This window comes from Pseudomonas sp. CFBP2511 (assembly GCF_030209255.1).
Classification (GTDB): Bacteria; Pseudomonadota; Gammaproteobacteria; order Pseudomonadales; family Pseudomonadaceae; genus Aquipseudomonas; species Aquipseudomonas avellanae.
Window position 1 is genome coordinate 20,065 of the sequence record NZ_JARVSI010000008.1, and the last position, 23,789, is coordinate 43,853.

The window sequence follows — 23,789 nt, forward strand, 5'->3', positions numbered from 1 at the left end:
TCATGTCCATCACCATCAAACTCTCACCGCTGGCGAGCCCGGCTCCCGGCAGTGGCTTTCTCCAGGTACGTGGCTGGGAGCATGACGCAGGTAATCTGGAATTTGCCATTCAGCGCAACCAGGACGATTACTACCTGCAACACAACCAGCAATGGGCCAATGCGCCCTGCTGGTTCGCCCAGCATTTTGTGGAAGACGCCCATGGCGATTCGATCAGCCATGAAGTAGGCCCGGACATCGTCGACCCGCTTCTGCAGAACTCGGCCACCGGGGTATTCAATTTTCGCCTGCGCAACCCGGACGGCAGTGGCGAAGACGATAACCCAATGAAATTGATGGAGGGCCTGGCCCTCTCCGGCGCGGGCAGTGCCACCGGTCCCGGTGCCGCGCAAACCACCGTCAGCATCGCCCCGGCACAACCGACCGTGCAGCCGATGCCAGAACCTGCCCCGATTGCGCAGCCTGAAACCATCGAGCCGCCATTGCCGGAGCCGATTGTCGAGCCCGTACCTCCGGCACCGCTGCCCCAAGCCAAAAACCGTACGGTGCTGCTGCTGATTATCGGTCTGGCATTGCTCGCCATCATCGCCGCAGGGCTGTGGTTCTGGCTCAAGAAGCCGCCTGCCCCCGAGCCAACTGCTGCTGCCGCTGCAACGACTCCTGCCGATGTCGCGTCTCCTCCGGCAGCGCCCGCCGCGCCTTGCAGCGTTGAAGCGTTGAACACCGAAAACGAGTTGAGCTTCGTACAAGGCTGCATCAAGCAGGCCCCTGACAGCGCAACACTGTTGAACGTCATCGGCCTGGCCAAAAGCAACAAGCAATGCGGTGTCGCCCAGCGGCTCTACGCCAATCGCGCCCAGGCCGGCAACGTCGAAGTGGCTCAGGCCTACGCGCGTGAGTACGACCCCAAATACCTGCAACCCAGCGCCTGTTTCACTGCGCCGGACAATGCCACTGCCGCTTACTGGTACGAAACCATTCTGGGCTATCAGGCAGACAACGCAGAAGCCGCGCAACGCCTGAAGGAGCTCAAGCCGTGACCGTGCGCCCTTTTTCACTGACCCTCATGGCCTTTTTGTGCGTAGGTGCCGGCCTGGCCTCGGCGGCCGACAAACCGTTGCTGCAGGAAGGCAAAAAGACCCTGTTTCAGCGCGTGCTGACCACGCCGGGTTGCCACCTGAGCCCTGCCGCCGGCGGTCCTGCCGGCGCCGAGCAGCCTCCGTTCAGCCGTTTCTACGTTTACGAGCATGCCAATGCAGGCAATGCCGAATGGATCAAAGTGGGGCCGGACAGCTTCGGTAAAACCTCCGGGTGGCTGCCAGCATCGTGCACCGTTGACTGGAAAATGCAGCTCACCCTGGCATTCACTAACCCGGCCAACCGCGACCGGCTGATGTTTTTCAAGGAGCGCAAAACGCTTGAAAGCATTCTGGACGCACCCGACCCGGTAAGCCTCGTCGCCCCGCTACGTGCCAAGCTCAAGCAGAGCACGGTGGCACCTGGCGTGCTGGCCCAGGAGCCGGAATACTTCATCGACATGCAAAAGCAGTTTTATCTGCTGCCTGTACTGAGCGGCGAAGAAGTCATGACCGAAGCGGGGTTTCGCACTCGCATTCTCAATGTGGCGTCGGTGAGCAAGGCCGACGCAGTCGCAGCCGCTCAGCAGGCCCAGTCCGGGGCGAGTCAGGGCCAGAACCCGGCCCAGACAGCGGCAAACGCCACCAGCCAGCTCAAAGAGTTCAGTGCCGCCGTGGTGTTCGTGATCGACTCGACCATTTCCATGGACCCGTACATCGAGCGCACTCGGGAGGCAATCGCCAAGGTCTACGCGCAGATTGCCAAGGAAAACCTCGGGCGTCAGGTGAAGTTCGGCCTGGTCGCGTTTCGCTCCAGTACCCAGGCGGTGCCGGGGCTTGAGTACGTGACCAAAATGTATGCCGACCCCAACACCGTAAAAGACGGTGCAGACTTCCTGGCCAAAGCCGCAGACCTGAAGCAGGCCAAGGTGTCGAGCAAGAGCTTCAATGAAGACTCCTACGCAGGTGTCATGCAGGCCATCGACAAGGTGGACTGGAGCCCGTTCGGCGCGCGTTATGTGGTCTTGATTACCGATGCGGGCGCGCTGGATGGCGATGACAAGCTGTCCGGGACCGGGCTGAACGCCGAGCAGGTCCGGATCGAAGCCAGCAACCCGGGTGTGGCCATTTACACTCTGCACCTGAAAACAGCTGCAGGTGCCAAGGACCACGCTAAGGCAGAGGCGCAGTATCAGGCGCTGTCCACTTACACGGGCACCAACACTTCGCTTTACTACCCGGTTGACGCGGGTGATCTGAATGCCTTTGGCAGCAAGGTCGATGCGCTGGCCAGCGCTATCACCGGTCAAGTCAAAGCCGCTTATATGGGTGACGACGCGATTGGCAGCGCCATGAACTCCAAGCCTGCGCCCGCCGAACAGAAGATGCTCGATGACGCCGCGCTTATCGGCCATGCCATGCGCCTGGCCTACCTTGGCGAAAAGACCGGCAGCCAGGCACCACCGGTGTTTCAGGCGTGGATCGCCGACCGCGACCCGATCAAGCAGAACGTCCCGACCACCGATGTGCGGGTATTGCTGACCAAGTCACAACTCAGCGACCTGAGTGATGTGCTCAAGAAAATCCTTGATGCCGCCAACGAAGGCATGATCTCCCCAAGCGAAATGTTCGAGCGGCTACGCTCGGTCGCCGCGACAATGGGCACGGACCCCAACCAGCTCAAGCAGAACGGCACCGCCAAGCTGTCGGAACTGGGTGTGTTGGGCGAGTATCTGGACGATTTGCCCTACCACAGCGAAGTGCTCAACCTGGATGAGGACACCTGGAAAAGCTGGGACGGTCTTGCGCAAGAGAAATTCATCCGTACGTTGTCGACCAAGCTGCGTCACTACCAGGTCTACAACGCCGATGTGGATCGCTGGGTTCCATTGGCCGAAGGCAGTGATGCGCGTGACAACGTGTATCCGGTGCCCCTGGAAATGATGCCCTGACATGCTCCAAATCAAAGGACTGAACGTGCAGCGAGGGAGCGGCACACAGGCACACCGGGTGCACCTGCCCGAGCTGAACCTGGCGCGTGGGCAGGTGGTGGCGATTACCGGCGAAAGCGGCTGCGGCAAAAGCACCCTGCTTGAAGCCCTTGGTTTGCTGCTGGCCACTCAGAGCATCGCGCAATACAACCTTGATGGCGTGGACATCGCTGCCCTGCTGGCAGCCGATGATCAGCCGGCACTGGCGGATGTACGGGCGCGCTCGCTGGGTTTCGTCCTGCAAAGTGGCGGGCTGCTGCCGTTTCTGAACATCCGCGACAACATCAATCTGCCCCGCCGGTTATCGGGGCTGGACAGCAAAAGCGATCATGTCGACCGGGCCATTACCGCGCTGCGTCTTGAGCCTTTGCTGGACCAGTTGCCGCAGGCGCTGTCGATCGGCGAACGTCAACGCGTCGCCTGCGTGCGCGCCATTGCCCATCTGCCACGCCTTATTCTGGCCGACGAGCCTACCGCAGCGCTGGACCCGCATAACGCCCGGCAGTTGTTTGAACTGCTGTTGAGCCTGGTCGACGAACTAGGCCTGAGTGCGCTGATCGTCTCGCACGACTGGCAACTGGTGGACAGCTTTGGCCTGCCCCGCTTGAACGCCGTCAGTGTGGCTGGGGAGACGCGTTTTGAACCGGCCTTTTAAGCGTCTTGGCCTGCTGGCACGCCTGGCCATTGCAGACCTGTGGCACGACCGCAAAGTGTCGCTTTGCATTGCCGCTTCGCTGGTCGCCGTGATCGCGCCGTTGCTGCTGCTGTTCGGCCTCAAACATGGCGTGGTCGGCCAACTGCAGGCAGAACTGCTGCGCGACCCACGTAACCTTGAAATCAAGTTGCTCAGCAGTGGCAACTACGACGAGCAGTGGCTGAACAGGCTGCAACAGCGGCCCGAAACCGGCTTTGCCCTTGGCATGACCCGCTCGCTCAACACCCAGGCCGACCTGATCGGCAGTCGCGGTCGCTTTGTCGACAATGCCGAAATCCTGCCCACCGGGCCGGGTGACCCTTTACTGGCTGCACAGGCCATGGCCATCCTGCCGGGCCAGGTGATTCTCAGCAACGCCGCTGCCGAGCGTTTGGCGCTGGTCCCCGGCGATACGCTGCGTCTAGCCGTGCAGCGTCGTCTGGACGGCGCGCCCGAACGAGGCGAAACCACGCTGACGCTGGTCGCTGTGTTGCCGGCAGCCCGCTTTTCCAGGCCCGCCGCATTTGCCCATCCCGATCTGTTGCTGCAACTGGAGCATTTTCGAGACGGTTTTGCCATTTCTGCCCTCGGTGCCACCCGCGGTCAGGCAGAATACCAGCTTGCGCCCCGCTACGCCCGCGCTCGTCTGTACGCCCGTGACATCGACAGCGTCGCGCCACTGGAGCGCTGGTTGAACGAGCAACATATCGAAACAGGCAGCCGGCTGGCCGATATCGACAATGTCAAAGCCATCAATCACGTGCTGAGCGTAATCTTCGGCGTGATCGCCGGGGCTGCTTTGCTGGGCTGCATCGCTTCGCTGATAGGCGCCTTCCTCGCGAACATCGATCGCAAACGCCGCAGCCTCGCCTTGTTGCGGCTCATGGGCTTCACCGCGCCCGCAGTGGCGGGCTATCTGGTCCTGCAGGCATTACTGCTGGCCGTAGTCGGCTATGTCGGCGGCCTGGGGTTCTACTTTGCCGGCAGCGAGGCGTTCAATCACCTGCTGGGCGGCCAGCGCATCACCGGCGGTTTCATATGTCAGATCACCCCGTTGCACGGCCTTGCCGCACTGGCGCTTGCGCTGGTGGTATCAGCGCTGGTTGCGCTGGCAGGTGCCACCCGAGCCATCCGAATTCAACCTGCGGAGAGTCTGCGTGAACTCTAGACACTGGGGCCATTTGCTCTTTGTACCCTTGACCCTGATCAGCCTTCAGACGTTTGCCGCTGCCTGGGAAGAGAAACTCTACAACCCGATGCCTGACGCTGAAGACGTCGTGCTGCCGATGCCCTGTGACGGCGCGATGGTCTTTCGCAAGGTGTACATCCCGCTGGCTGGCCCTCTGGATGACTACCCCGTCAATATCGGCGGCGACAACGCTGAATACGGTTACGTAGAGCAAACTCATCCGGCGTTTATCGCAGGAAGCTTTACCACCGAAAAAAATGCCAAATCGCGTTACTACCTCTTGGCGAAGTACGAAATGACGGTACTGCAATACAGCGCACTGACTCAGGCTGAATGCCCCGCGCCGTCGAACAAGCAGCGCCTGCCCGTGGTGTCGCTGAGCTGGATGCAGGCGATGGAGGCCGCCGATAAATACAACATCTGGCTGCGTGAAAACGCCGCCGACAAACTGCCGAAAGAAGATGGCGTGGCAGGGTTCTTACGCCTGCCTACCGAGGTGGAATGGGAGTTTGCCGCGCGCGGAGGGCTGAACGTCAGCACGGCGGAGTTTCGTGACCTGCGTTATCCGATGCCGGAAGGCGTAAACGCCTACGAATGGTTTGCCGGAACGCAATCGGCCAATGGCCAGTTACAACTGTCCGGCTTGCTCAAACCCAACCCGCTCGGTCTGCACGACATGCTGGGCAACGTCGACGAGATGATGTTCGAGCCGTTCCGACTGAACAAGCTCGACCGCCAGCATGGCCAGGCTGGCGGTTATGTCGTGCGCGGCGGTGATTTCCGTACAGCACAGGGCGAGCTGCGAAGCTCGCTGCGCAAAGAGCGCAACTACTACGACGCCAAGGCCGCAGCCACCAGTAAAACCACCGGCGTGCGTCTGGCGTTGGCGTCCAGCACTCTGACCTCTCGCGAGCGCGTCAGCAGCATCGAAACCAGTTGGAAAAAGCTCGGCACCGGCAGCGGTGACACCAGCCAGGGCGAAGACAAGAGTGCCGTGCAGGCGCTGGGTACACTGGCCTCCGGCGTCGCCGACGAAGCCTTGAAAGAGAAACTCAAGGCCCTGGAAAACCAACTGCGCGCCAGCAACCAGCAACAGGAAGAAACCCGCGACCAGGCGATCCGCGCCAGCCTCAACCTTGGGGCCTTTCTCTGCACAAAAATGCTTGACGATGGCAAATACCTGGACTTCCTGCAGAAGAACTACGCGCTCAATTGCTCGGCCGCAGAGCAGGACGCCAGTTGCCCGATGCGCAAAGGCAAGCTCGACGAACAGAAAGACCGACTGCACAAGCTCAGCCGTTATTACGCAAGCAGCCTGGTGGACTCCGCCACGCTCTACGGCGAGCCGCTGCTGGCCCGGCAAATACCGGTCATGGGCGAAATCATCAGCCGCAACGAACAACTCAAAGAACTCAAGCCGTACTTGCAGACCCACTGGGTCAATCAGCAGGCATTTCTGAAAACCCAGAAGATCGACACCGACGCGTGGCTAAACCGCTGCAAGGCAGTCCAGTGACTCGACGTCAAGCTTACTCAAGGAGCAACAGCATGAAACACGTACGTAGCCATCTGCCGAGGGTCCTGTTGGGCCTGATGATCTCTGTCAGCCTGGTGCTGGCCGGCTGTGCCAACAACGGCACCGGCAGCAGCATGCTCGGTGGTTCCGGCACCGACCCCGATCCGCGCCTGACCAAAAGTACCGATTCGTCATTTTTCTCCACTTCGGGCCTCACCGCCTGCGCGGCCGCTGCCGGGGTTGGCATTCTGGCCTGTGCCGTGGCGAGCCCCAGCGACAAGGTTAAATGCATGGTCGTGGCCGGTATTGCAGCGTGCGGCGTGGCCATGGGGGCGAACTATTACTACGACTACCGTCGCAGCAAGTACTCCAATACCGCACAGCGCCTGCAGTTGATGAATGACGACGTAAAAGCCGACACCGAAAAAGTGGCCCAGCGCACCTACACGCTGCAACAGGTGATCAACGACGACAAAGAGCGCATCGCCGGTATCCAGAAGTCGATCAAAACCAAGACGCTGGACAAAGCCAAGGCACAGCAAGAGATCGCCAGTGTCGACAGCAACCTGGCGCAGATGAACAAGGACCTGACCGGCATGCGCTCCAAAGTGGCTGAGTACAAGAAGACCGCTGATCTTGAGCGCGCCAGCGACGGCGGCACGCAGGTCACTGCGATCGACGGCGAGATCAGCAAAATGAACAGCAAGGTCGCGTCCTTGCAAAAAGAAGTGGATGGCCTCTACAGCCAGCGCCAAGCCATCACCTTAGGTTGAGATGAACATGAATATTCGAGCACTGATTGCCAGCTCGGCCCTGTTGCTGATGGCCGGCTGCGCCACTCAGCCCGGCAGCTGTGATTCAAACAACGTCGAGGCGAGCCTGATCACCAAGATGAACTGCGATCACTCCGGTGGTTACAGTGATCAGGTCCGCCAACGCGAACAGGCACTCACCGCTGCACGCGCCGAAAACGCCTCCTTTCGTGACGTGTACGACGCCTTGCAAGCCCAGCAACAGTCGACCAGCAAGAGTCTTGCCGAGCAGCAAAGGCAGCAGGCAGCGCTGGACGGCTCCATGAGCAAGCTGTTGAGCCAGCTCAAGGCCAGGCATGCCAACAAGGCGCAGGCGCAGCAGCAGATCGCGGATCTGGAAAAACAGATGGCTGCCAAGAAGCAGGTCACCGCCAGTACCGACCCGGCAGTAATCGAGGCGCGCAAGCAGGAACTCAAAGCCCTGCAACAAAAGGTTTCCAGGCTGCAGCTCAGTCTGGGCTACGAGTAAAGCGTAAATTTCTCCAAAGGCCCCAAGGGGCCTTTTCTGATTGCGGACCGTCCCCATGCAACGCATCACTATCGACACCACGTCCCATCCTGCCGAGCTGCTGAACACGCTGGAGAGCAAGGTAGCCTTGCTGCGTCGCCACTTTCCGCCCAGCGTATCCAGCCTGTTTGCCATCCCGCGTGCGGGTGCCGATGGCGCACTGCAATGGTGGTCTGAACTTGGCGGTCAGCCCCTGCCCTATAACAGCCTCGACCCTGTCGCACAACAGGCGTTGCTCGCACGCTACACACAACGCCAGCAGGCCATCGTGCAGTTGGCGGATGAGTTGCAGGCGCGCAATAAAGCTGACGAGGCCAACAGCCTTCGTACACTGGTCGGCGCCCCGGCACTGGACAATCTTTACAGCCTCAATCAAGAACCTGTGGTCATCCGCTGGGGCCTGGCGCCGCCAGCGCCCCCCGTAACTCCGGTCGCTGCAACGGCGACGCCACCTGCGGCAACACGCGCCAGCCCGCCATCGAGGCGCTGGTGGCTGCGCATTCCGTTTTTGCTGCTGTTACTGCCGTTGCTGTTGATCCTGCTGTGGCTGCTCTGGGCATGGCGCGGCGGCGTGTGGATCGTGTTCAAACCGGCCCCGATGGGTAACTACTCCTGCACAGCGGGTGCGCCGGTACCTGATTTTGCTGTGGTGCTGGACACCTCAGGCTCGATGAACCTGAACATCAACACCTCTTCCGAAGACGAAGCCTGGATGGCTCAGGTCGGCGGCGCGCTGCCTGATGACAACCCGAGAAAAGCTCGTGTGCTGACTGAACCCACCCGCCTGACGGTCGCCAAGCAAGCCTTTGCAGCGATGATCGGCCAACTGCATCCCGACATCGATACACGCTTGATCACATTCCAGGGCTGCGAGGGCACGGTTGATCAAGGCGTGTTCCGCCGTGACGCTCGGCAACAACTGCTGGCCGGGGTTGGACAACTCAGCGCAGACCGCGGCACGCCTCTGGCGGCCAGCCTTGCCAAAGCAGCCAGCCTTGTGGACGGGCGTCTCAAGGATGCCCTGGTGGTGATGTTTGTCGATGGCGAGGACGGTTGCGGGCAAAACGCGTGCGAGGTGTCAGCCCGCATCGCCCGTGAGCAGCCAAGGTTGCGTGTTAACGTCGTCAACATCAGCGAGAGCAAGCTTTCCAACTGCATCGCGGACAATACCGGGGGGCGTGTATATGCTGCCCGCGAAGTCGGCGAGGTACAAAAAATGCTGCGCGAGGCCATGGAAGAAGTGGCAGCAACACCTGCGTGCGCGGGCGCACAGGCAACTGGCCATTAAACGCGGCTATTCTCGGTCACGCCGGCCTCAGCGCCGGCCGTGCACTCAACTACACGGCCATAAAAAAACCCGCCGAAGCGGGTCGTTTTTCTATCAATACCATCCCGACGTCCTGTCAGTAGCCATCCCGGCAATGGTGATCATCCGTGACCTCTGCAACGCTTCCTGCGCTGCAGTTGATGGGGGTAGATTGCGACTTTCCCAAGGCGGCGTACAGAGTGGATCCACTCCTCCTCGCGTAAGCCTTTCGCTATACGCCTTTGGTCACCGAAGAACTACACGACATTGGCTGCGCCCTGACCGGCCCGGCCAGTTCACTCATTGCCAGCAGCGCTGTCACCTGAGCCAAGGGTAATGGCCGTCCAAACAGGTAACCTTGAGCAAAATCACACTCATGAGCGGCCAGCCAGTGCGCCAGGTCTTCGTGCTCTACACCTTCTGCGGTGATCTTCATGCGCAAACTCTTGCCCAGGGCGAGGATAGCCTTGACCATCTCATTCTGGTTATCCAGCGAGGTGTCAAAGAAAGACCGGTCGATCTTGATTTTGTCGATGGCCAGCTTGGTCAGGTGGTAAAGCCCTGAATAGCCAGTACCGAAATCGTCCAGAGCAACACTCACCCCCATGGCGCGCAGGCACTCCAGGTTCAAACGTGCACTGTCGACATTGGCCACCAGGGTATTTTCCGTCACTTCCACTTCCAGTCGATTCAATGGGAATCTGCCTTCGCATGCCAGTTGCTCCAGCCATTCGGGGAAGTCGAGGCTTTCGATCATCAATGAAGTGACGTTGATGGAAAGCGTAAAGTCGCTCGGCCAGTCACGTGCATGATCAAAGGCCTGCAGCAACAGACTTTCAGTCAGTTGTTTGATCAGACCCAACTGTTCCGCCACGGGTATGAAGTCCATCGGCAGGATGATCCCCCGCTCTGGGTGCAGCCATCGCGCCAGCAGTTCAAACCCCGCAAGGCGTTGCTCAGGAAGACTGACAATCGGCTGATAGAACGGCTGGATATGTTTCTCTTCGATAGCGTGCCTGAGTTCCTGCGCGAACACTTCCTGCAGGCGCTGTTCGCGCTCAAAGCTCACCTCATAGAAATGAAACGTGGCACGCCCGCTGTGTTTACCGCGGTACATGGCGCTGTCAGCACGTTGCAGCAGGACTTCGGCATCCGAACCGTCCAGTGGTGAAATGGCAACGCCCAACGTTGCACTGAGGATCACACGTGGCAAAACGGCGCTGGACAGTGCGATTTTAGCCAATACATTTTCAGCCAGCGTTGCCAACTCAAACTGATTGAAATCACCACTGACCGCCAGACCGAACTCGTCTCCCCCCAGTCGCGCCACTGACGCTTGCCACCCTGCTGTCGCGTCTCGCAGGCTTTCTGCAACGGCGCAAATAGCCGCGTCTCCCACCGCATGACCGTGGGTGTCGTTGATCAGTTTGAATTTATCCAGGTCGATCAGGAAAACTGCAGTCCGGGTAGATTCTTGCTGCAGGCGCGCAACCAGCTGCTCGTGAAACACCCGACGATTAAGCAGGCCGGACAACGGATCATGCCGGGCCAGCGAATCGCTGAGCGCTTGCGCCACCAGCGAGTCGTTGTAGCTGCTTTGCAACCGTTGCATCAGGCGCTTTAGAAGAATAAAAGGCACCACCATCGACAGCAGCGCAAACGCAGTTGACGTCAATACAAAACGCCACCGTTCAGCATCTTCGAAGTCCGGGTCATACGGCAAGTCCATCGCGTACATAGCGAGGGATTCAAGCTTGAATTCCCACACCACCGCCAACAGAAAAATTGAAAACAAGTAAAACCATAATACGGTGTAAAGGTATTTACGGACCGTTCGCGGGCTGCGGATAACTGGCATAAGGGTTACGCTCGAATGACGACGGGTGCTACGGCGATGGGCAGGTTATCGGTAATGCGGCGCCAGCCTTGAAGACCGCTGGCCCCGTATTACCAGGCGTTGTCCGTTACACCCGTGTGCCGCTGTTTCATGAACGTCTATTAATCGTCTCATTGAAACTTATATAACGTTAAATCCTTGGTGAGCCCTTGAAATGAGCGTTTGAGCCATCGCCTTCGTGAGCAACGCGGACCGCCGCCCCGGCCACTCCCACACCGCAGCCCGTTACGGGCTCTTCAAGGTTCATGTATCACGCCTTAACGGCTCGACACTAACTCGAACGCTGATTAACAAAACGGCTGACGGCGCGCACTACCGTGTTCGCGCCTTGCTGGATTTCCTGGATGACACGATCTGCATCGTTAGCCAGTTCCAGTGCGCCGGAAGCCTGTTCGGTACTGCGTACGATTACATTGACTGCCTCGGACGCCAGGCTCTGGTTCTTCTTGACGACGTTGACCACTTCTTCTGCCGCTTTTGTCGTGCGCGACGCCAACTGGCGGACCTCGTCGGCCACTACCGCGAACCCCCTGCCCTGTTCACCGGCCCGGGCAGCTTCGATGGCGGCGTTCAACGCGAGCAGATTGGTTTGCTCGGCGATCCCGCTGATGGTTTTTATGATCGTGCCAATCACCTGGCTCTGAGAGTCCAGTGCCTCGATGCCTCGCGTGGCGTCTTCCATGGAAATCGTCAACTGACCCAGCATCTGCAGCGTGTCCTTGATGACCTTTCGTCCTTGCTGTGCACTGGCATCGGTATCGATGGACGTTTGATAGGCCATGTCCGACGCTTCGGCAACGGCCTTTTCACGCTCAACCTGCTCAGTAATAACCGTCGCGAACTTTGCAATTTTATAGAGCTTGCCGTTTGCGTCGGTAATAGGGTTATAGGACGCCTCCAGCCACACGTCGCGGCCAGACTTGTCGACCCGGCGAAAACGATCGACGATAAACTCGCCTCGACGCAATCTTTCCCAGAAGTGGCTATACGCGTCAGCGTTGGATTCTTCAGGCACGCAGAACATCTTGTGATGCTTGCCCTTTATCTGATTCAGCTCATAACCCATCGCTTTCAGGAAGTTGTCATTGGCGGTAATGACCATTCCGTCAAGGGTGAATTCGATGACGGCGGTGGACCGCTGTAACGCATTGACCAGCGCCTCATTCTCACGCGAGGCCTCAATAGTTCGGGTCAAAACGCTTGAGTACAACGTGATCTGCTCGATGCCGCCAGTCTCATTCTTGAACGGCACCACCACAGTCCTCAACCAGACCCTTGCACCTGTCTTGCTGACCAGCCGCAACGTACCGCTGAAATGCTTGCCGTCCCGAATCGCAGCCAAAGCGCGCTTCTGGTGAGTGTCGCCGCTCAACTCGGGCGGGCTCATTTCAGAAAGGCTACGCCCGGCGATCTCGCTTTGTGAGTAGCTCAGCTCCGTCTCGAACAGGCCGTTGACGGTCTGCACCTTGCCCTGCCTGTCCAGAACGACGGCAACGGTCTCCAGATTCAGAATGTGCCCTGCTTGCTCGAGCATGGCGAGGCGGCGCTCCAATGCCTGGTTGGTTTTTTTCAAATGAGAGTTGAACATTGCGGCTATCCGGGACAGTTTGGGCTTGCACTCTTCATCGGTCATTAACTCGAAACCTTTAGCGCACTTGCCAAACTAAACGTCAAAAAAAGACGGGTATACATTATGAAATTTTATTTAGGATCCAAACTGCAAATTTATTCGTATGTACGAGTTTTACTGCATGTTGGGCAATTGTAAATTTGAGATGAATTAAGTTTTGGATTTGCTGTCATTCAGATCTAGCTGAATAAAAGACCCGCTGCTACGGCCAGTTAACCGGCAGAGCGCTAAAAGGAGTTTTACTCGTGTCAGAACCCCGCATTCGTCCTCTCGCGCTTTGCATTTTCCACCATCACGGAAAAATACTGGTCAACCCATTCTACGACGCCGTCGAAAAGCGAAGCTTTTTTCGCCCTGTTGGTGGTGGTATCGAGTTTGGCGAACGGAGCATCGATGCCATCGTTCGCGAGGTGCATGAAGAGTTGGGGCTCTCGATCAGCACCGTTCGATTGATTGGCACGTTAGAAAGCATTTTCACCTATGCGGGCAAGCGAGGGCACGAGATCGTCCAGGTCTACGACGCCAGGTTTGAGGATGCAGCAGTCTACGAGAGACCTTGGCTGGAGGGCGTTGAAAGCGATGGCTCACCGTTCAAGGCGGCATGGCATTCAGCTTCCAGCTTCACTGCTGCATCTGCGCTGGTGCCTGAAGGCCTGTCCGAACTACTCAGGAAAGCTTGCCTGCTCGACTGAGTGCTCAGGCGGGGGGCAGGGTTTTCTGGCTGGCCTTTGATCGTAAATAATGGTGCCGGGTAGATGCTCTGGACAATAGTCTGTGCACTATTTGACGTTGGTGCTGACGCTTATACGCGATGCGGTGAAGGCGGTTCGACCCGCTGAACCGGTGCGAAACCGGAGGCTTTTTTGAACACCATGTTGTGAGTGAAGTTCTTCATAGCCTCCGACGGGTCTACAGCCTCTACATTGAGCCTACTCAGCGTTTGACCCGAAAACACAACGCTCAGAACCGGCAGGTCTTCGACATGGCCTGTAGCCGAATTCAGAAGCGCGTCTACCGCTGTGACAATCACAATGTCATCCGGCAGCAATGCGAGTAGCTCTCGCCCTACCCGCATCACACAACTGCAGACGTAGTCCTGGAGAAGCTCATTATATTTGCTGATGGGCATCTGTTTGGTAGACAGCTTGCCGCTTTGTAGCAGTGACTTTATCTCGGACGGGACAACACGCGAGCCATGTACATTCAGCGTTGCTTCGATAACGCCAGACGTCCCGACAGAGAATTTTATTGATGTGCCCAAGTGAGCAATGTCACTAAACGGGTCGAGTCTTTCGATGGCATCAAGTTTTGCTTGCGCCTCGCCCGTGATGATTCTGGTTGCCAGACTGAATTCCTGTTGCCAATCACTGTGCTCAGTTCGCCAATTCTGAGTTTCTTGAGTAAAGCGGTCGTTATCGGCTTGCCTTGCCAATTCGACCATGGCCTTGAGCTTTTTACGTTGCCTGTTCTCAAGCCCGAAAAGCCTTACGAAAAGACCAGGGACGAATGTTTGCTCACGCGTGAGCGCTTCAATCTCGGCGATATTGCTCAGGCGAGGCTGGACGGGCTCAGCACGGCTTATGAACGACGACCAGTCTATGTCCTCTCCGCATTCTTTGTGAACCGAGAGCAGGACGTCGACTTGGTTGTTGTAGACATCCACCTCATACGTGGCTTGCTCCAGTGCTTCCATTTTGGCGTATTGCGCTTGGCGTTTTTGCAGCTCCCGCTGACGCCGCTGTGAATTACGTTCAGATCTTCTGGCCGACGCTTCCAGAGAACGTAGCGTTCCTTTCCAGCTCATTTTCAATCCCTCGATTCTTTGAGTGCTGCCGTGAATGCCTGGCGGTCGTGATAGTAGCATTTCGGCTTTGACATATCGTCATTTTCGAACGGTTGTATCGGACCAGCGAAAATGGTTAATGTCGCGCGTTGTGTATTTGCAGTAGGAGTATAAGTATATTGATGGGGAGTTGTGTTTCAGGCTTTATTCACAAGGTGATGCGTTTGTATATATAGTCTAGCCAGTCCATTTGGGAGACCATTTGCCGGGCTGACCAGTCCCCGCCAAACTAAAAAATTTGGAAAAGTCCTTGCTGTCTAATTCTCGTTTATATAGCTGCATTATTTGCTTTGACAGAGCACCCACCAGTTTTAGTACATCGTCAGCCCATAGCTTATTGATTTCTTTGCTGAACACAGCCTTTAAATCCAGACGTAGCGCAGTGACATCCACTTGATCTAGCTTCTCATCTAAAGACATGGCGTAGCGCTTATAGCTGTAGAAGTTTCCATTCTCATCTTCATCCCGCTCAGTGTCTTTGGCAGAGAAACGATTGTTTAAAAGCTCTTCATTTACATTGCCGTCGTTGTCAATTGCGCCATACATATAATCCTGCGAGTAGTCAGGTGACTGTATAATTGAATGAATAATGTTGTTTTTTTGATTCTCTATGTACTCATCCAAAGACTCCAGGTCATGGGCGTGAGCGACTTTTTGAATAGAGTAAATAAGGCGGTCGTCGCTCTCGTCGGCCAGAATCAATGGCTGCTCATCATCCAGTTTACATTGTAACTCAATTTTTCCAGGAAAATTATCTCCTAGTTTTGATATGATATTTTTTAGTTCCGACAGAGCGCTTTCCAACTTGAACCACGAAAAGTCAGTATCAGGCAGTAAAAGCTCTTTCAGTTGGATTAGATATACCTCAGGGTGTTGTTCCTGCGTGATGGCATTCACTAGCTTGCAAAGCTCAGCAGAAGATGTGTCATTTAGTTCTATCTCCATAAGTGTCTTCTTTTTAGTGAGAAATTCCTCCAGCAGGTTGCCCGTCGTAATATTTTCAATGATGCGTTCAAGTTTTGAATTATGCACAAAATCTCGGACTAGTTCCTGCGCCACTCTTAGATTTCGATGCTCTCTAGTTATCCGGATGCAAAGTTGGTGGTCAGAGATGACCTTCTCTAGCAAAGTATCGATCCACGCCAAATCTGTGTCTTCGACCTTGAGGATGACTTCATGAAAACGATTGAAGTATTTTTTTGACGAGTTTGCGCCTTCAAAATAGGGCTCTGCACCATTGGATACATTTTGCGACCCTAGGTATGCGACGCTATCGTGGCTCAGCAATTTAATATGGCACGCAGCATGTAAATAAAATTCTGTAGCACTGGACAATTGATCGGCAATCGCCACAATCACTTTGGTTATCTCGTCTGCTTGAGTATCATTGAACTCAGCTACTCCAGCAAGACCAAGCAGGATTTTGGCGGGCGATCCTGATGCGCGACTCAAGTATTCCTGGTTCACATACCTGAACAATGATTTCAGACCAGTCGCCGCGCCGTAGGTGATAATCCTCAAGTCAGTGAGCGACGAATACTGTTTTCTATGAGCATAAGCGCCCTCTCCATAATGGCGATGGCTTAACGTCGTGTTGAAACTGGCCAATTCGTCCATAAAAACTCCAGATCTCATAAACGCCTACTATCTACCGCTTCTAGGCGTAAATCAACGCTAAAAGCTCGCATGTTCGCTTTGGCATCGTTGTGAATGGCGTACGTCGAGCACTCGGCTTCTGCAACAACCGTCCAGAATCAATTTGGAGTGGATGAAACAGCTGGCATTGAAGTACTATATGCGCCGCAGACACTGCTGCGAAAATAAAAAACTATGAGTATGTTTTGGTTCATCGTAATTGTTGTAGTTGTTTTAGGCATGCTCGTTGCTTGGGCTAGCGAGAAAGCAAAAACTGAAGCGCGTCAAAAGTACCAAAAATCTTTGGATAATCTCAAAGCCGACCCCAGAAATGCAGGTTTGCGTCACCAAACCTTGGCGTTGGGCCGTGCTTATTCAAACCTGATGCGCGATAAGAAAGGGCAGACTGTTTTTGACGAGATAGCGCTCATGAACGACATCAGCGCCGCTTGCGCTGGAGCCTCAGAGTCACCGGTTATCAAGCCAGCTGTGAGCACGCCTCCTGACAACGTCGAAGCACGCTTGGAAAAGCTTCTCTCGCTTAAAAACCGTAATTTAATTGATGAGGTTGAATACATTTCACGCCGTAAAGAAATTCTTGAGTCTATCTGAGTCATTATTTTTTAGGGTGATGCAACGTACGGGACTCTGCGGCGTAACTATAGTATATAGACGCCGACAGGTCCCATCGCTATCGCGAATTCAACCGCCCCAAAAACTCATCCCGCCGCGCTCTGTCAGCGCCCTCCTTCATCAACAACCCAGGCAACAACTCATTCGCCTGCTGCGGGCTCAGGATAAACACACCGTCGTCGTCGCCAATCGCGATATCGCCCGGGTTGACAGCCACCCCGCCGATATTGACCGGCCCGTTGAGTTCGCCGCTTTCCCCCAGGCTTCGCGTCGTGACGGCGCTGATGCCTTGGCTGAAGACCGGCAGACGATGTTCGCGCAAGGCGGCGACGTCGGTGACTGCGCCGGACACTACCACGCCGGCCAGGCCTTTGATGAGGCCGGCCAGGGTGCGCAGTTCGCCCCAGCAGGCGCAGTGCTCGTCGCCGACGCATTCGATCACCAGCACGTCGCCGGGCAAGCTGTTAAGCAGTGCGTCGCGCAGGATGCTGCCGTCTGGCAGGTTGACTTTGACGGTGACGACATTGCCGACCAATCGGGCGCCGTCGAACAAAGGCCTGATGCCGCGCAGGTAGCCGCTGTCGGTCAGGTGGCCGAGGGTGGACGCAGCGATGCCACGGAATTGCTCGATGACGGCGTCGCTGAGCTGTTGCTGGCGGTGTGCAATCTGTTTGTTCATCGACATTTTTTGGGTCTCAGCAGCGGGCAGTTGGAGCAATATTCGACGGGGTTGCTGGCGTCGTAATAAAAGCAGCAGGTGCGACGAAAGCGGACACTTTTGCCCTCGGTTTCCAGCACAGTTTGCGGACGGCGGAAGTGTTTCAGCGGGTTGTAGCTCAGCCCGAACAGAGCCGGGTCTGCCTGATTCAGCAGCCAGTCGAAATCGGCTTGATAGCGTTGGCGAATCAGCGGGTCTTCGACCTTTTCCATGCGCTTGTCGTACAGCGAATAGACGCGTACGGCGGTGTTTTCCCAGAGAATGCGCCTGGAAATACCGGTCACACGATTGAAGGTTTCCCACAGTGGCTGAAGCATGTCGCGAAACAGGGTGCCGACGATCATGTCACGCCACGCCTCGCGGGCACCCGGCTCATAGCCTACAGGTTTCACGTCTACCAAGGGCATGGAAGAGGTCCACAGGCCATCATCGTGTGCGTACTCGATCACGCTGTTGTCCAGCGACAGGATCAGGCCCTTGTCGTAGACCGACATGGCGTACAGGCAAGCGCCCGTGCTCAGAAAGGAAAAGCGCTTGGCCAGCAGTGACGCAGTGATCGCCAAGGTCGGAGAACCAATGATCGGTCCCAGGGCTGTCAGCAGCTGTTCGCACGCCTGATCGTCCAACAATCCCCTTGCGAGCAATGAGCGCGGGTCGCGCGCATCCGAGCGCCTGAGCTGCAGCACCCCCGACAACAACGCCCATTCGGGCTCGCTGAAGGCCTGCGCGGCACTCATTGTGGCAGTTCCCGGCCAAAGGGAATGCACAACGGCGTGCCAAAGAACGGATCGGCGATGATCCGGCAGTTGAGGCCGAACACCTGCTTGACCAGCGCTTCGCTGAGGATGTCGACAGGTCGCCCCTGAGCAAATGCGGTGCGCTCGTGCACGGCGACCATGTGGTCGGCGTAGCGGCAGGCCAGGTTGAGGTCGTGCAGAACCATGACGATGGTTTTGCCTTCCTGACGATTGAGGTCGCGCAGCAGGTCCAGCACTTCAATCTGATGAGCCAGGTCGAGAAAGGTCGTCGGTTCGTCCAGCAACACGATGTCGGTGTCCTGCGCCAGGGTCATAGCGATCCACGCACGTTGACGCTGACCACCGGACAAGGCATCCACCGGACGCTCGGCCAGGTCCTGCATGCCGGTCTGCGCCAAGGCCCGTTCGACCATCGCTTCATCCTGCGCGGACCACTGCTGCATCCAGTTCTGATAGGGGTAACGCCCCAGCGCCACCAGCTGGCGCACGCTGATGCCTTCAGGAGCGCTGGGCATCTGCGGCAAAATCGCCAGTTCACGGGCGACCGTGGCCGTGGATTTCTGATGGATGTCTGCACCATTGAGCACCACGGTGCCCTGCTGTGGCTTGAGCAGCCGCGCCAGCGACTTGAGCAAGGTGCTTTTGCCGCAGCCGTTGCTGCCGATCAGCACGGTCACCTGGCCTTCGGGCAATTGCAGGTCGAGGCTGTCGATAATCACCTGGCGCTGGTAACTCAGGGTCAGGTCATGGGTTGCGATGGGCGCCATCGGTAATTCCTTAATGCCGCTGGTTAATCAATAGATACAGAAAAAACGGTGTGCCCAGCACCGCAACAAAAATTCCTGCGGGCAGGTCCAGCGGCAGGAATAGCGTACGTCCGGCCAGATCGGCGAGCATCACCAGATTGGCGCCGATCAGGGCGGCCATCAGTGCCTGACCGGTAAACCCCGGTGGCATCAAGCGCTTGGCAATGTGCGGCGCGATCAGCCCGACAAAGGCAATTGCCCCGCCCCAGGCGACCGCAAGACCGGCCAGCGCGACGCTCACCAACAACAGGCCGGCGCGCAACCATTGCACGCTCACGCCAATGCCCTGGGCCAGGTCGTCATCCAGTTGTTGCATGCGCACCTGGCGGGCGAGCAGCACCAGCAGCGGCAAGGTCAGCAACAGCCAGCCAGCCAGGGCGCGAGGTTCCGGCCAACTGGCACCATACACGCTCCCGGTCAGCCAGACGTAGGCCGACAAGGTGGTGGTCAACGGGCTGAACACCAGAATGAAGGTGGTCACCGCCGCCAGCAGCGCCGACACCCCTACCCCGATCAACACCATGCGCAAGGGCGAAGCGCCCTGATTCCAGGCCAGCAGGTAGATAACCAGCGCGGCGAGCCCGGCCCCGGAAACAGCTGCCAGCGGCAGAAATTGCGCGCCCAGTGCGGTCGAGAAAAATGACAGATAGAACACCGCCGCCGCGCTGGCACCGCTGGTGATGCCCAGCAGGTCCGGCGAGGCCAAAGGGTTACGAATGATGCTTTGCAGAATCAGCCCGGACACCGCCAAGGCCGCGCCCACCAGTGCCGCCAGCGCCAGACGCGGCATGCGCAGTTGCTCGACGATGAACACCAGGCTGGCGTCTGCGTGCCCGGCCAACACGCTCATCAATGTCGCAGGCGACAGATTGACCTTGCCCACGGCCAGCGAGCCCAGTGCCACCAGCACTGTGAGCGCCACTGCGACGCTCAGACGCACCAGCACCGCCAGACTGAACTGACGGGAGAAGCCGCGATAACGCAGCGTCAGGTGCTTACCCATAACGAGCCCCCCGACGAACCAGTGCGATGAAGAATGGCGCGCCGAACAGCGCAGTCATGACGCCCACCGGGACTTCCTGAGGCAGGATCACCACGCGCGCCAGCGTATCGGCGAGCAGCAATAGCGTAGCGCCCAGCACCGCGCAGCCAGGCAGCAGCCAGCGATGATCGATGGACAGCGTCTTGCGCACCATATGCGGCACCAGCAACCCGATGAAACCGATGCTGCCCGCCAACGCCACGGCGCTGCCGGCCAGAACGATGATCACCAGGCTCATCAGCAGGCGAATCAGCCCGGTCCGTTGGCCCAGCGCCGTGGCGATGGCTTCGCCGGTATTGAGCACGTTGACCTGTCCGGCCAGCACCAGCGAACCGCCCAACGCGAGTACCACGCACATCAGCAAAGGCGCTGCGGTAAGCAGATCACGCTCCGACAACGAACCGGCCAGCCAGAACAGCACGGTGTCCAGACCGTCCTGATTGACCACCAGCAACGCCTGACTGAAAGCGGTAAACAGCGCAGTGATCGCCGCGCCCGCCAACACGATACGTAACGGATTGAGGCTGCCTTGCCCGCGGTTGCCGATCACCCAGACAATCGTCCCCGCCACTGCCGCACCGATGAAGGCGCACCACAGCCATTGGCTCATTGAGGTCAGGGCGAACAGCGACGAACAGGCAATGATGGCAAACGTCGCCCCGGCATTGATGCCAAACAGCCCCGGCGAGGCCAGCGGGTTACGTGTCAGGGCCTGCATCAGCGCACCGGCAACCGCCAGGCTGGAGCCCACGGCGACGGCCATCAAGGTGCGTGTCAGCCGGGTATCGAGCAATACGTGCTGAACAGGATTCAACACGTCTGGCTGCCACAGGCTTGCAACGATTGCCGACGGCGAGATCCAGCTGGCACCGGTGGCCAGGCTCAACCCCATACACGCCACCAGCATCAACAGTCCCAGGCCCAGTTTCATGGTTGCCGTCATGAGGCGCTGTCCGCCATCGCCACTTGGGTGATTTCATCGAGCATGCGGTTGGCACCCAGAATGCCACCCGACAGGCTCCAGGCAACCGCATCGACGCGCCACACCTGTTTGTCCTGAGGGGCGCGCAACTGTTGCCAGAACGGGTGCTGGACCAGTTTGTCGTAGTTTTGCTGTGCGGCTTTGCTGTCCGCACGCTGGAAGATGAAAAACAGGTCGGCATCGACCACAGGCAAACTCTCTTTGCTGCTGAGTTTAAGGGAAACGCCGGTTGCTTCGCGGGCAGCGGGTGTCCAGGCAAAGCCCAGCTCGCTAAGTACCGAGCCGGCGAAGCTGGCAGGCAGATAGCTGCGTATATGGTCCTCGCGAATGTCGAGCACTGACACGGTTATCGGCCAGCGCCCGGCGAATTTCGTCTGTAACTGACCGCGCAACGCTGTCACACGGCGCTGCCATTGGCCGAGCAGTTCCATGGCCTGTTGCTGACGATTGATTGCCGTGCCCATCATTGCCAGCGTGCGCTTGAATTCGAATACCTCTTCGAGCATCAGTACGCTACTGATCTGTTCAAGCAGCGGCGCGATGCGCTGATGGCGAAAGCGCGATGCGACAATCAGGTCCGGTTTGAGCAGCACGATGTCTTCAAGACTCGGCTGAGTTTCCAGGCCCACGTGCGGCACCGCTGCCAGCGCCGGGCGCAGGTAGCGGTACATCGGTTTTTCGCTCCAGGAGTCCACCACACCGCACGGCGTCACCCCCAGTGCCACGGCGCTGTCGGATGCGCCCTGAAACAGGGTGACGATTCTCAAAGGCTCTGAGCGCAACGACGCTGCCCGGCCAATGCCGGGCAGCGCCAGTAACCCCAGCGACAGGCGCAATAGTGTGCGCCGCGAAGGATGCAGGGTTTGGTCAGGTGTCACGGCGCAACCTGTGGAACGGGTTGACCACCTGGCCTTTGCCGAACGGCATGCTGCCCGGCCCGCCAGCGCGCTCGATCATCGGCGTGAGCAGCAGTTTTTGTGGCCAGTTCGGTGCGTCGAACAATTGATGCCTGATCATGGCACGTGCCTCGTCGTCGAATTCGATGGTAGTGATGAGATTATCCAGAACATCGCGCAGCACAGTCCACAACGCTGTGACCGGTACCTCGTAAACCTGGGCCAGCGTATCCATGATTGCCCGCACGTTGACCTGAATCCCCAGGGTCTGCAGCCAGAACAGCAGGTCCTCGGGGCGGTCATGATAAAGGGTATTGGCATGACCTTTCTTGATTCGATATTCCGGATCGCTCATGCCATTGCGTTCCAGCCACGGAACGAAGATACGCAGCGAGTCGTGGTCACGCAGCAGCAGCCCTTGCGCCTGACCGGCTTTCCAGACCATGACCGCATTCTGACCGTGTACCTCGCCTAGCATGCCCAGGCGGAACATACGCAGGTTGATGTCGAAGAAACTGTGGCTCAGCTCACGGAACAGGGTCAGCACCGAAGCCTGATTGCGCGGCAGGTCGCGGTACGCCATCCATTCATCGAAGAAATGCCGATTGCTGCCCGGCAACGGCGTGCCCAGTGCGGCCATCGGCAGCAGACGGCAGTCCGGGTCATCCAGCAAGGCCGAGGGGTACTGGCGTACCATCGCCGACAGGTGCCGTGGCGCTTCGTCAAACAGCGTGGCTTGCGGCGGCATGAACGCCCACCATTTGCCCTCGTCGCACAGGTGCAGCGAACAGCTCAGGGTTGGGTCTTTGCTTACTACCTCGCGCAGCAGTTTCTCGCTCAGCTCGCCGTTGATCATCTTGACCGCAGGCAGGTAACGGGATGCACCGAGGGAATGGATCGCCATTGGCAGCTTGAGGTAGTCGGCGCTGTTGAAGCACGGCGTCATCGAACGCAACGACGAGGTGGCATACACCGTGGCTGCGCTGAACGTCAGGCGCTGGCACTCGCCTTTGGCGAAAACGTCACCCAGCTGCACGTCCAGCACGTGCTCGAACTGCCAGGGATGGACCGGCAGCGCCACGTGGCTGTCGGCAATGCCGCGCTGTTGCAGCTCCTGATCGAGCTCGGCTTGCAGGGTGTGCGGCAGCAGGTAACGCGCCGGGAAAGACGCATTCACATCCCCTACGCCGCCTCCGCATTGCAGCAGGGTCTTGTCGACGGCGACCCAGTTCAGCGCCACCGGCTGGGCAAACTCGGCCTGATACTGCAAATATTCCTGCTCGTTCAGACCCTGCTTGGCCTTGGCCAACGGATGATAAGGTCGATCACGCAGCGACGCCCACTGTTCCATGGTGCGGAAGAACGTTGCACCGTCCTGGGCCATCAGGTGTTGATGGTCAACCCTGTGGTCCAGCGACAGCGCGGTCTGCCAGACACTGATGCGCAGGACCTCGAGAAACAGCGCGATACCTTTTTCGTTTTCCTGGCGCTCGCTGTCCTGAAGCTGGGTTGCCTTGCCGGCAAACACCCATTTCATGAAGTCTTCCGGGGATAACTGCGTCCAGCGCTCGTCCTGACGGCCCAGCACCGGGCTGCCGGGAACCTTCTCCCATTGCTGGGTGATGCCGGGGCGCAACGCGATGCTGATGAAACGCTGCTCAGAGGCATCGCAGCACCATTCCCAGACCTGCTGCGCGGGGCTTTGCTCCGCCAGTTGTGGCGCCAGCGGGTGGCGCGATTGCCAGTGAGCGGTGTCCTGCAGGCTCAATGGCTCGCGGCCAAAAAAGTCTTCAGCCAGCAGGCAATCGACCAGATCCTGCATGACCAGGTCAGCGGCGAGTGAAGTGAAGTTCATCG

21 protein-coding genes are annotated in these 23,789 nt (G+C 58.0%); 10 read left to right on the forward strand and 11 right to left on the reverse strand.

What is annotated here, in order from left to right; all coding sequences use genetic code 11:
• Positions 1-2 precede the first annotated feature (2 nt).
• From QRN38_RS07395 to QRN38_RS07430, 8 genes are read left to right on the forward strand one after another with little or no spacing between them, the layout of a single operon-like run.
• A complete protein-coding gene (locus tag QRN38_RS07395; protein ID WP_057418093.1) occupies positions 3-1,040 on the forward strand; it encodes a hypothetical protein in 1,038 nt (345 codons plus the stop codon).
• Positions 1,041-1,066: 26 nt separating this feature from the next.
• Positions 1,067-3,028: a vWA domain-containing protein gene (locus tag QRN38_RS07400; RefSeq protein WP_057418097.1), complete on the forward strand. Its 1,962-nt coding sequence runs from the start codon at positions 1,067-1,069 to the stop codon at positions 3,026-3,028.
• 1 nt (position 3,029) lies between these two features.
• Positions 3,030-3,722 (forward strand): ABC transporter ATP-binding protein, encoded by a 693-nt coding sequence (locus tag QRN38_RS07405; protein ID WP_057418092.1) that lies wholly within the window; start codon positions 3,030-3,032, stop codon positions 3,720-3,722.
• Positions 3,706-4,929, forward strand: a complete 1,224-nt coding sequence (locus tag QRN38_RS07410) for an FtsX-like permease family protein (RefSeq protein WP_057418091.1) — start codon at positions 3,706-3,708, stop codon at positions 4,927-4,929. Before QRN38_RS07405 ends, QRN38_RS07410 begins: the two co-directional genes overlap by 17 nt.
• A gap of 28 nt (positions 4,930-4,957) precedes the next feature.
• A complete protein-coding gene (locus QRN38_RS07415; protein WP_005771465.1) occupies positions 4,958-6,466 on the forward strand; it encodes an SUMF1/EgtB/PvdO family nonheme iron enzyme in 1,509 nt (502 codons plus the stop codon).
• 32 nt (positions 6,467-6,498) lie between these two features.
• The gene (locus tag QRN38_RS07420; RefSeq protein WP_005771467.1) at positions 6,499-7,239 is read left to right on the forward strand and encodes a lipoprotein; all 741 of its coding nucleotides are present in this window, start codon (positions 6,499-6,501) and stop codon (positions 7,237-7,239) included.
• Between the two features lie 7 nt (positions 7,240-7,246).
• Positions 7,247-7,747 carry a hypothetical protein gene (locus QRN38_RS07425; protein ID WP_007243907.1) on the forward strand — a complete coding sequence of 167 codons (501 nt, stop codon included), beginning with the start codon at positions 7,247-7,249 and terminating at the stop codon, positions 7,745-7,747.
• Between the two features lie 55 nt (positions 7,748-7,802).
• The gene (locus QRN38_RS07430; RefSeq protein ID WP_057418090.1) at positions 7,803-9,074 is read left to right on the forward strand and encodes a vWA domain-containing protein; all 1,272 of its coding nucleotides are present in this window, start codon (positions 7,803-7,805) and stop codon (positions 9,072-9,074) included.
• A 250-nt stretch (positions 9,075-9,324) separates the two neighbouring features.
• Here QRN38_RS07430 and QRN38_RS07435 read toward each other — a convergent pair whose 3' ends face one another.
• Positions 9,325-10,830: a putative bifunctional diguanylate cyclase/phosphodiesterase gene (locus tag QRN38_RS07435; protein ID WP_057418089.1), complete on the reverse strand. Its 1,506-nt coding sequence runs from the start codon at positions 10,828-10,830 to the stop codon at positions 9,325-9,327.
• A 430-nt stretch (positions 10,831-11,260) separates the two neighbouring features.
• Positions 11,261-12,622 (reverse strand): methyl-accepting chemotaxis protein, encoded by a 1,362-nt coding sequence (locus QRN38_RS07440; protein WP_007243910.1) that lies wholly within the window; start codon positions 12,620-12,622, stop codon positions 11,261-11,263.
• 242 nt (positions 12,623-12,864) lie between these two features.
• Between QRN38_RS07440 and QRN38_RS07445 the strand changes: the two genes are divergently transcribed.
• A complete protein-coding gene (locus QRN38_RS07445; RefSeq protein ID WP_057418088.1) occupies positions 12,865-13,311 on the forward strand; it encodes an NUDIX hydrolase in 447 nt (148 codons plus the stop codon).
• Positions 13,312-13,421: 110 nt separating this feature from the next.
• Here the strand turns inward: QRN38_RS07445 and QRN38_RS07450 are convergent, their stop codons facing one another.
• On the reverse strand, positions 13,422-14,423 hold the full coding sequence (locus QRN38_RS07450; protein ID WP_057418096.1) for a hypothetical protein: 1,002 nt from the start codon (positions 14,421-14,423) through the stop codon (positions 13,422-13,424).
• A 216-nt stretch (positions 14,424-14,639) separates the two neighbouring features.
• Entirely contained in the window at positions 14,640-16,079 is a 1,440-nt protein-coding gene (locus QRN38_RS07455) for a hypothetical protein (protein ID WP_057418087.1), read from the reverse strand.
• Positions 16,080-16,298: 219 nt separating this feature from the next.
• On the opposite strand from QRN38_RS07455, the gene QRN38_RS07460 reads away from it, so the two are divergent.
• Complete coding sequence (locus QRN38_RS07460) at positions 16,299-16,709, forward strand: hypothetical protein (protein ID WP_057418086.1); 411 nt, start codon at positions 16,299-16,301, stop codon at positions 16,707-16,709.
• A gap of 79 nt (positions 16,710-16,788) precedes the next feature.
• Here the strand turns inward: QRN38_RS07460 and QRN38_RS07465 are convergent, their stop codons facing one another.
• From QRN38_RS07465 to QRN38_RS07495, 7 genes are read right to left on the reverse strand one after another with little or no spacing between them, the layout of a single operon-like run.
• Positions 16,789-17,409 (reverse strand): RraA family protein, encoded by a 621-nt coding sequence (locus tag QRN38_RS07465; protein WP_081025369.1) that lies wholly within the window; start codon positions 17,407-17,409, stop codon positions 16,789-16,791.
• Positions 17,406-18,185 (reverse strand): IucA/IucC family C-terminal-domain containing protein, encoded by a 780-nt coding sequence (locus tag QRN38_RS07470; RefSeq protein WP_057418084.1) that lies wholly within the window; start codon positions 18,183-18,185, stop codon positions 17,406-17,408. Before QRN38_RS07470 ends, QRN38_RS07465 begins: the two co-directional genes overlap by 4 nt.
• Positions 18,182-18,973 (reverse strand): ABC transporter ATP-binding protein, encoded by a 792-nt coding sequence (locus QRN38_RS07475; protein WP_005771553.1) that lies wholly within the window; start codon positions 18,971-18,973, stop codon positions 18,182-18,184. The genes QRN38_RS07470 and QRN38_RS07475 overlap by 4 nt, the downstream gene beginning before the upstream one ends.
• A 10-nt stretch (positions 18,974-18,983) precedes the next feature.
• A complete protein-coding gene (locus QRN38_RS07480) occupies positions 18,984-20,015 on the reverse strand; it encodes a FecCD family ABC transporter permease (RefSeq protein ID WP_005771552.1) in 1,032 nt (343 codons plus the stop codon).
• Positions 20,008-20,997 (reverse strand): FecCD family ABC transporter permease, encoded by a 990-nt coding sequence (locus QRN38_RS07485; protein ID WP_024667877.1) that lies wholly within the window; start codon positions 20,995-20,997, stop codon positions 20,008-20,010. The genes QRN38_RS07480 and QRN38_RS07485 overlap by 8 nt, the downstream gene beginning before the upstream one ends.
• Complete coding sequence (locus QRN38_RS07490) at positions 20,994-21,914, reverse strand: ABC transporter substrate-binding protein (protein ID WP_057418083.1); 921 nt, start codon at positions 21,912-21,914, stop codon at positions 20,994-20,996. Before QRN38_RS07490 ends, QRN38_RS07485 begins: the two co-directional genes overlap by 4 nt.
• Positions 21,904-23,787, reverse strand: coding sequence for an IucA/IucC family protein (locus QRN38_RS07495; RefSeq protein ID WP_057418082.1), 1,884 nt, complete (start codon positions 23,785-23,787; stop codon positions 21,904-21,906). The genes QRN38_RS07490 and QRN38_RS07495 overlap by 11 nt, the downstream gene beginning before the upstream one ends.
• Positions 23,788-23,789 lie beyond the last annotated feature (2 nt).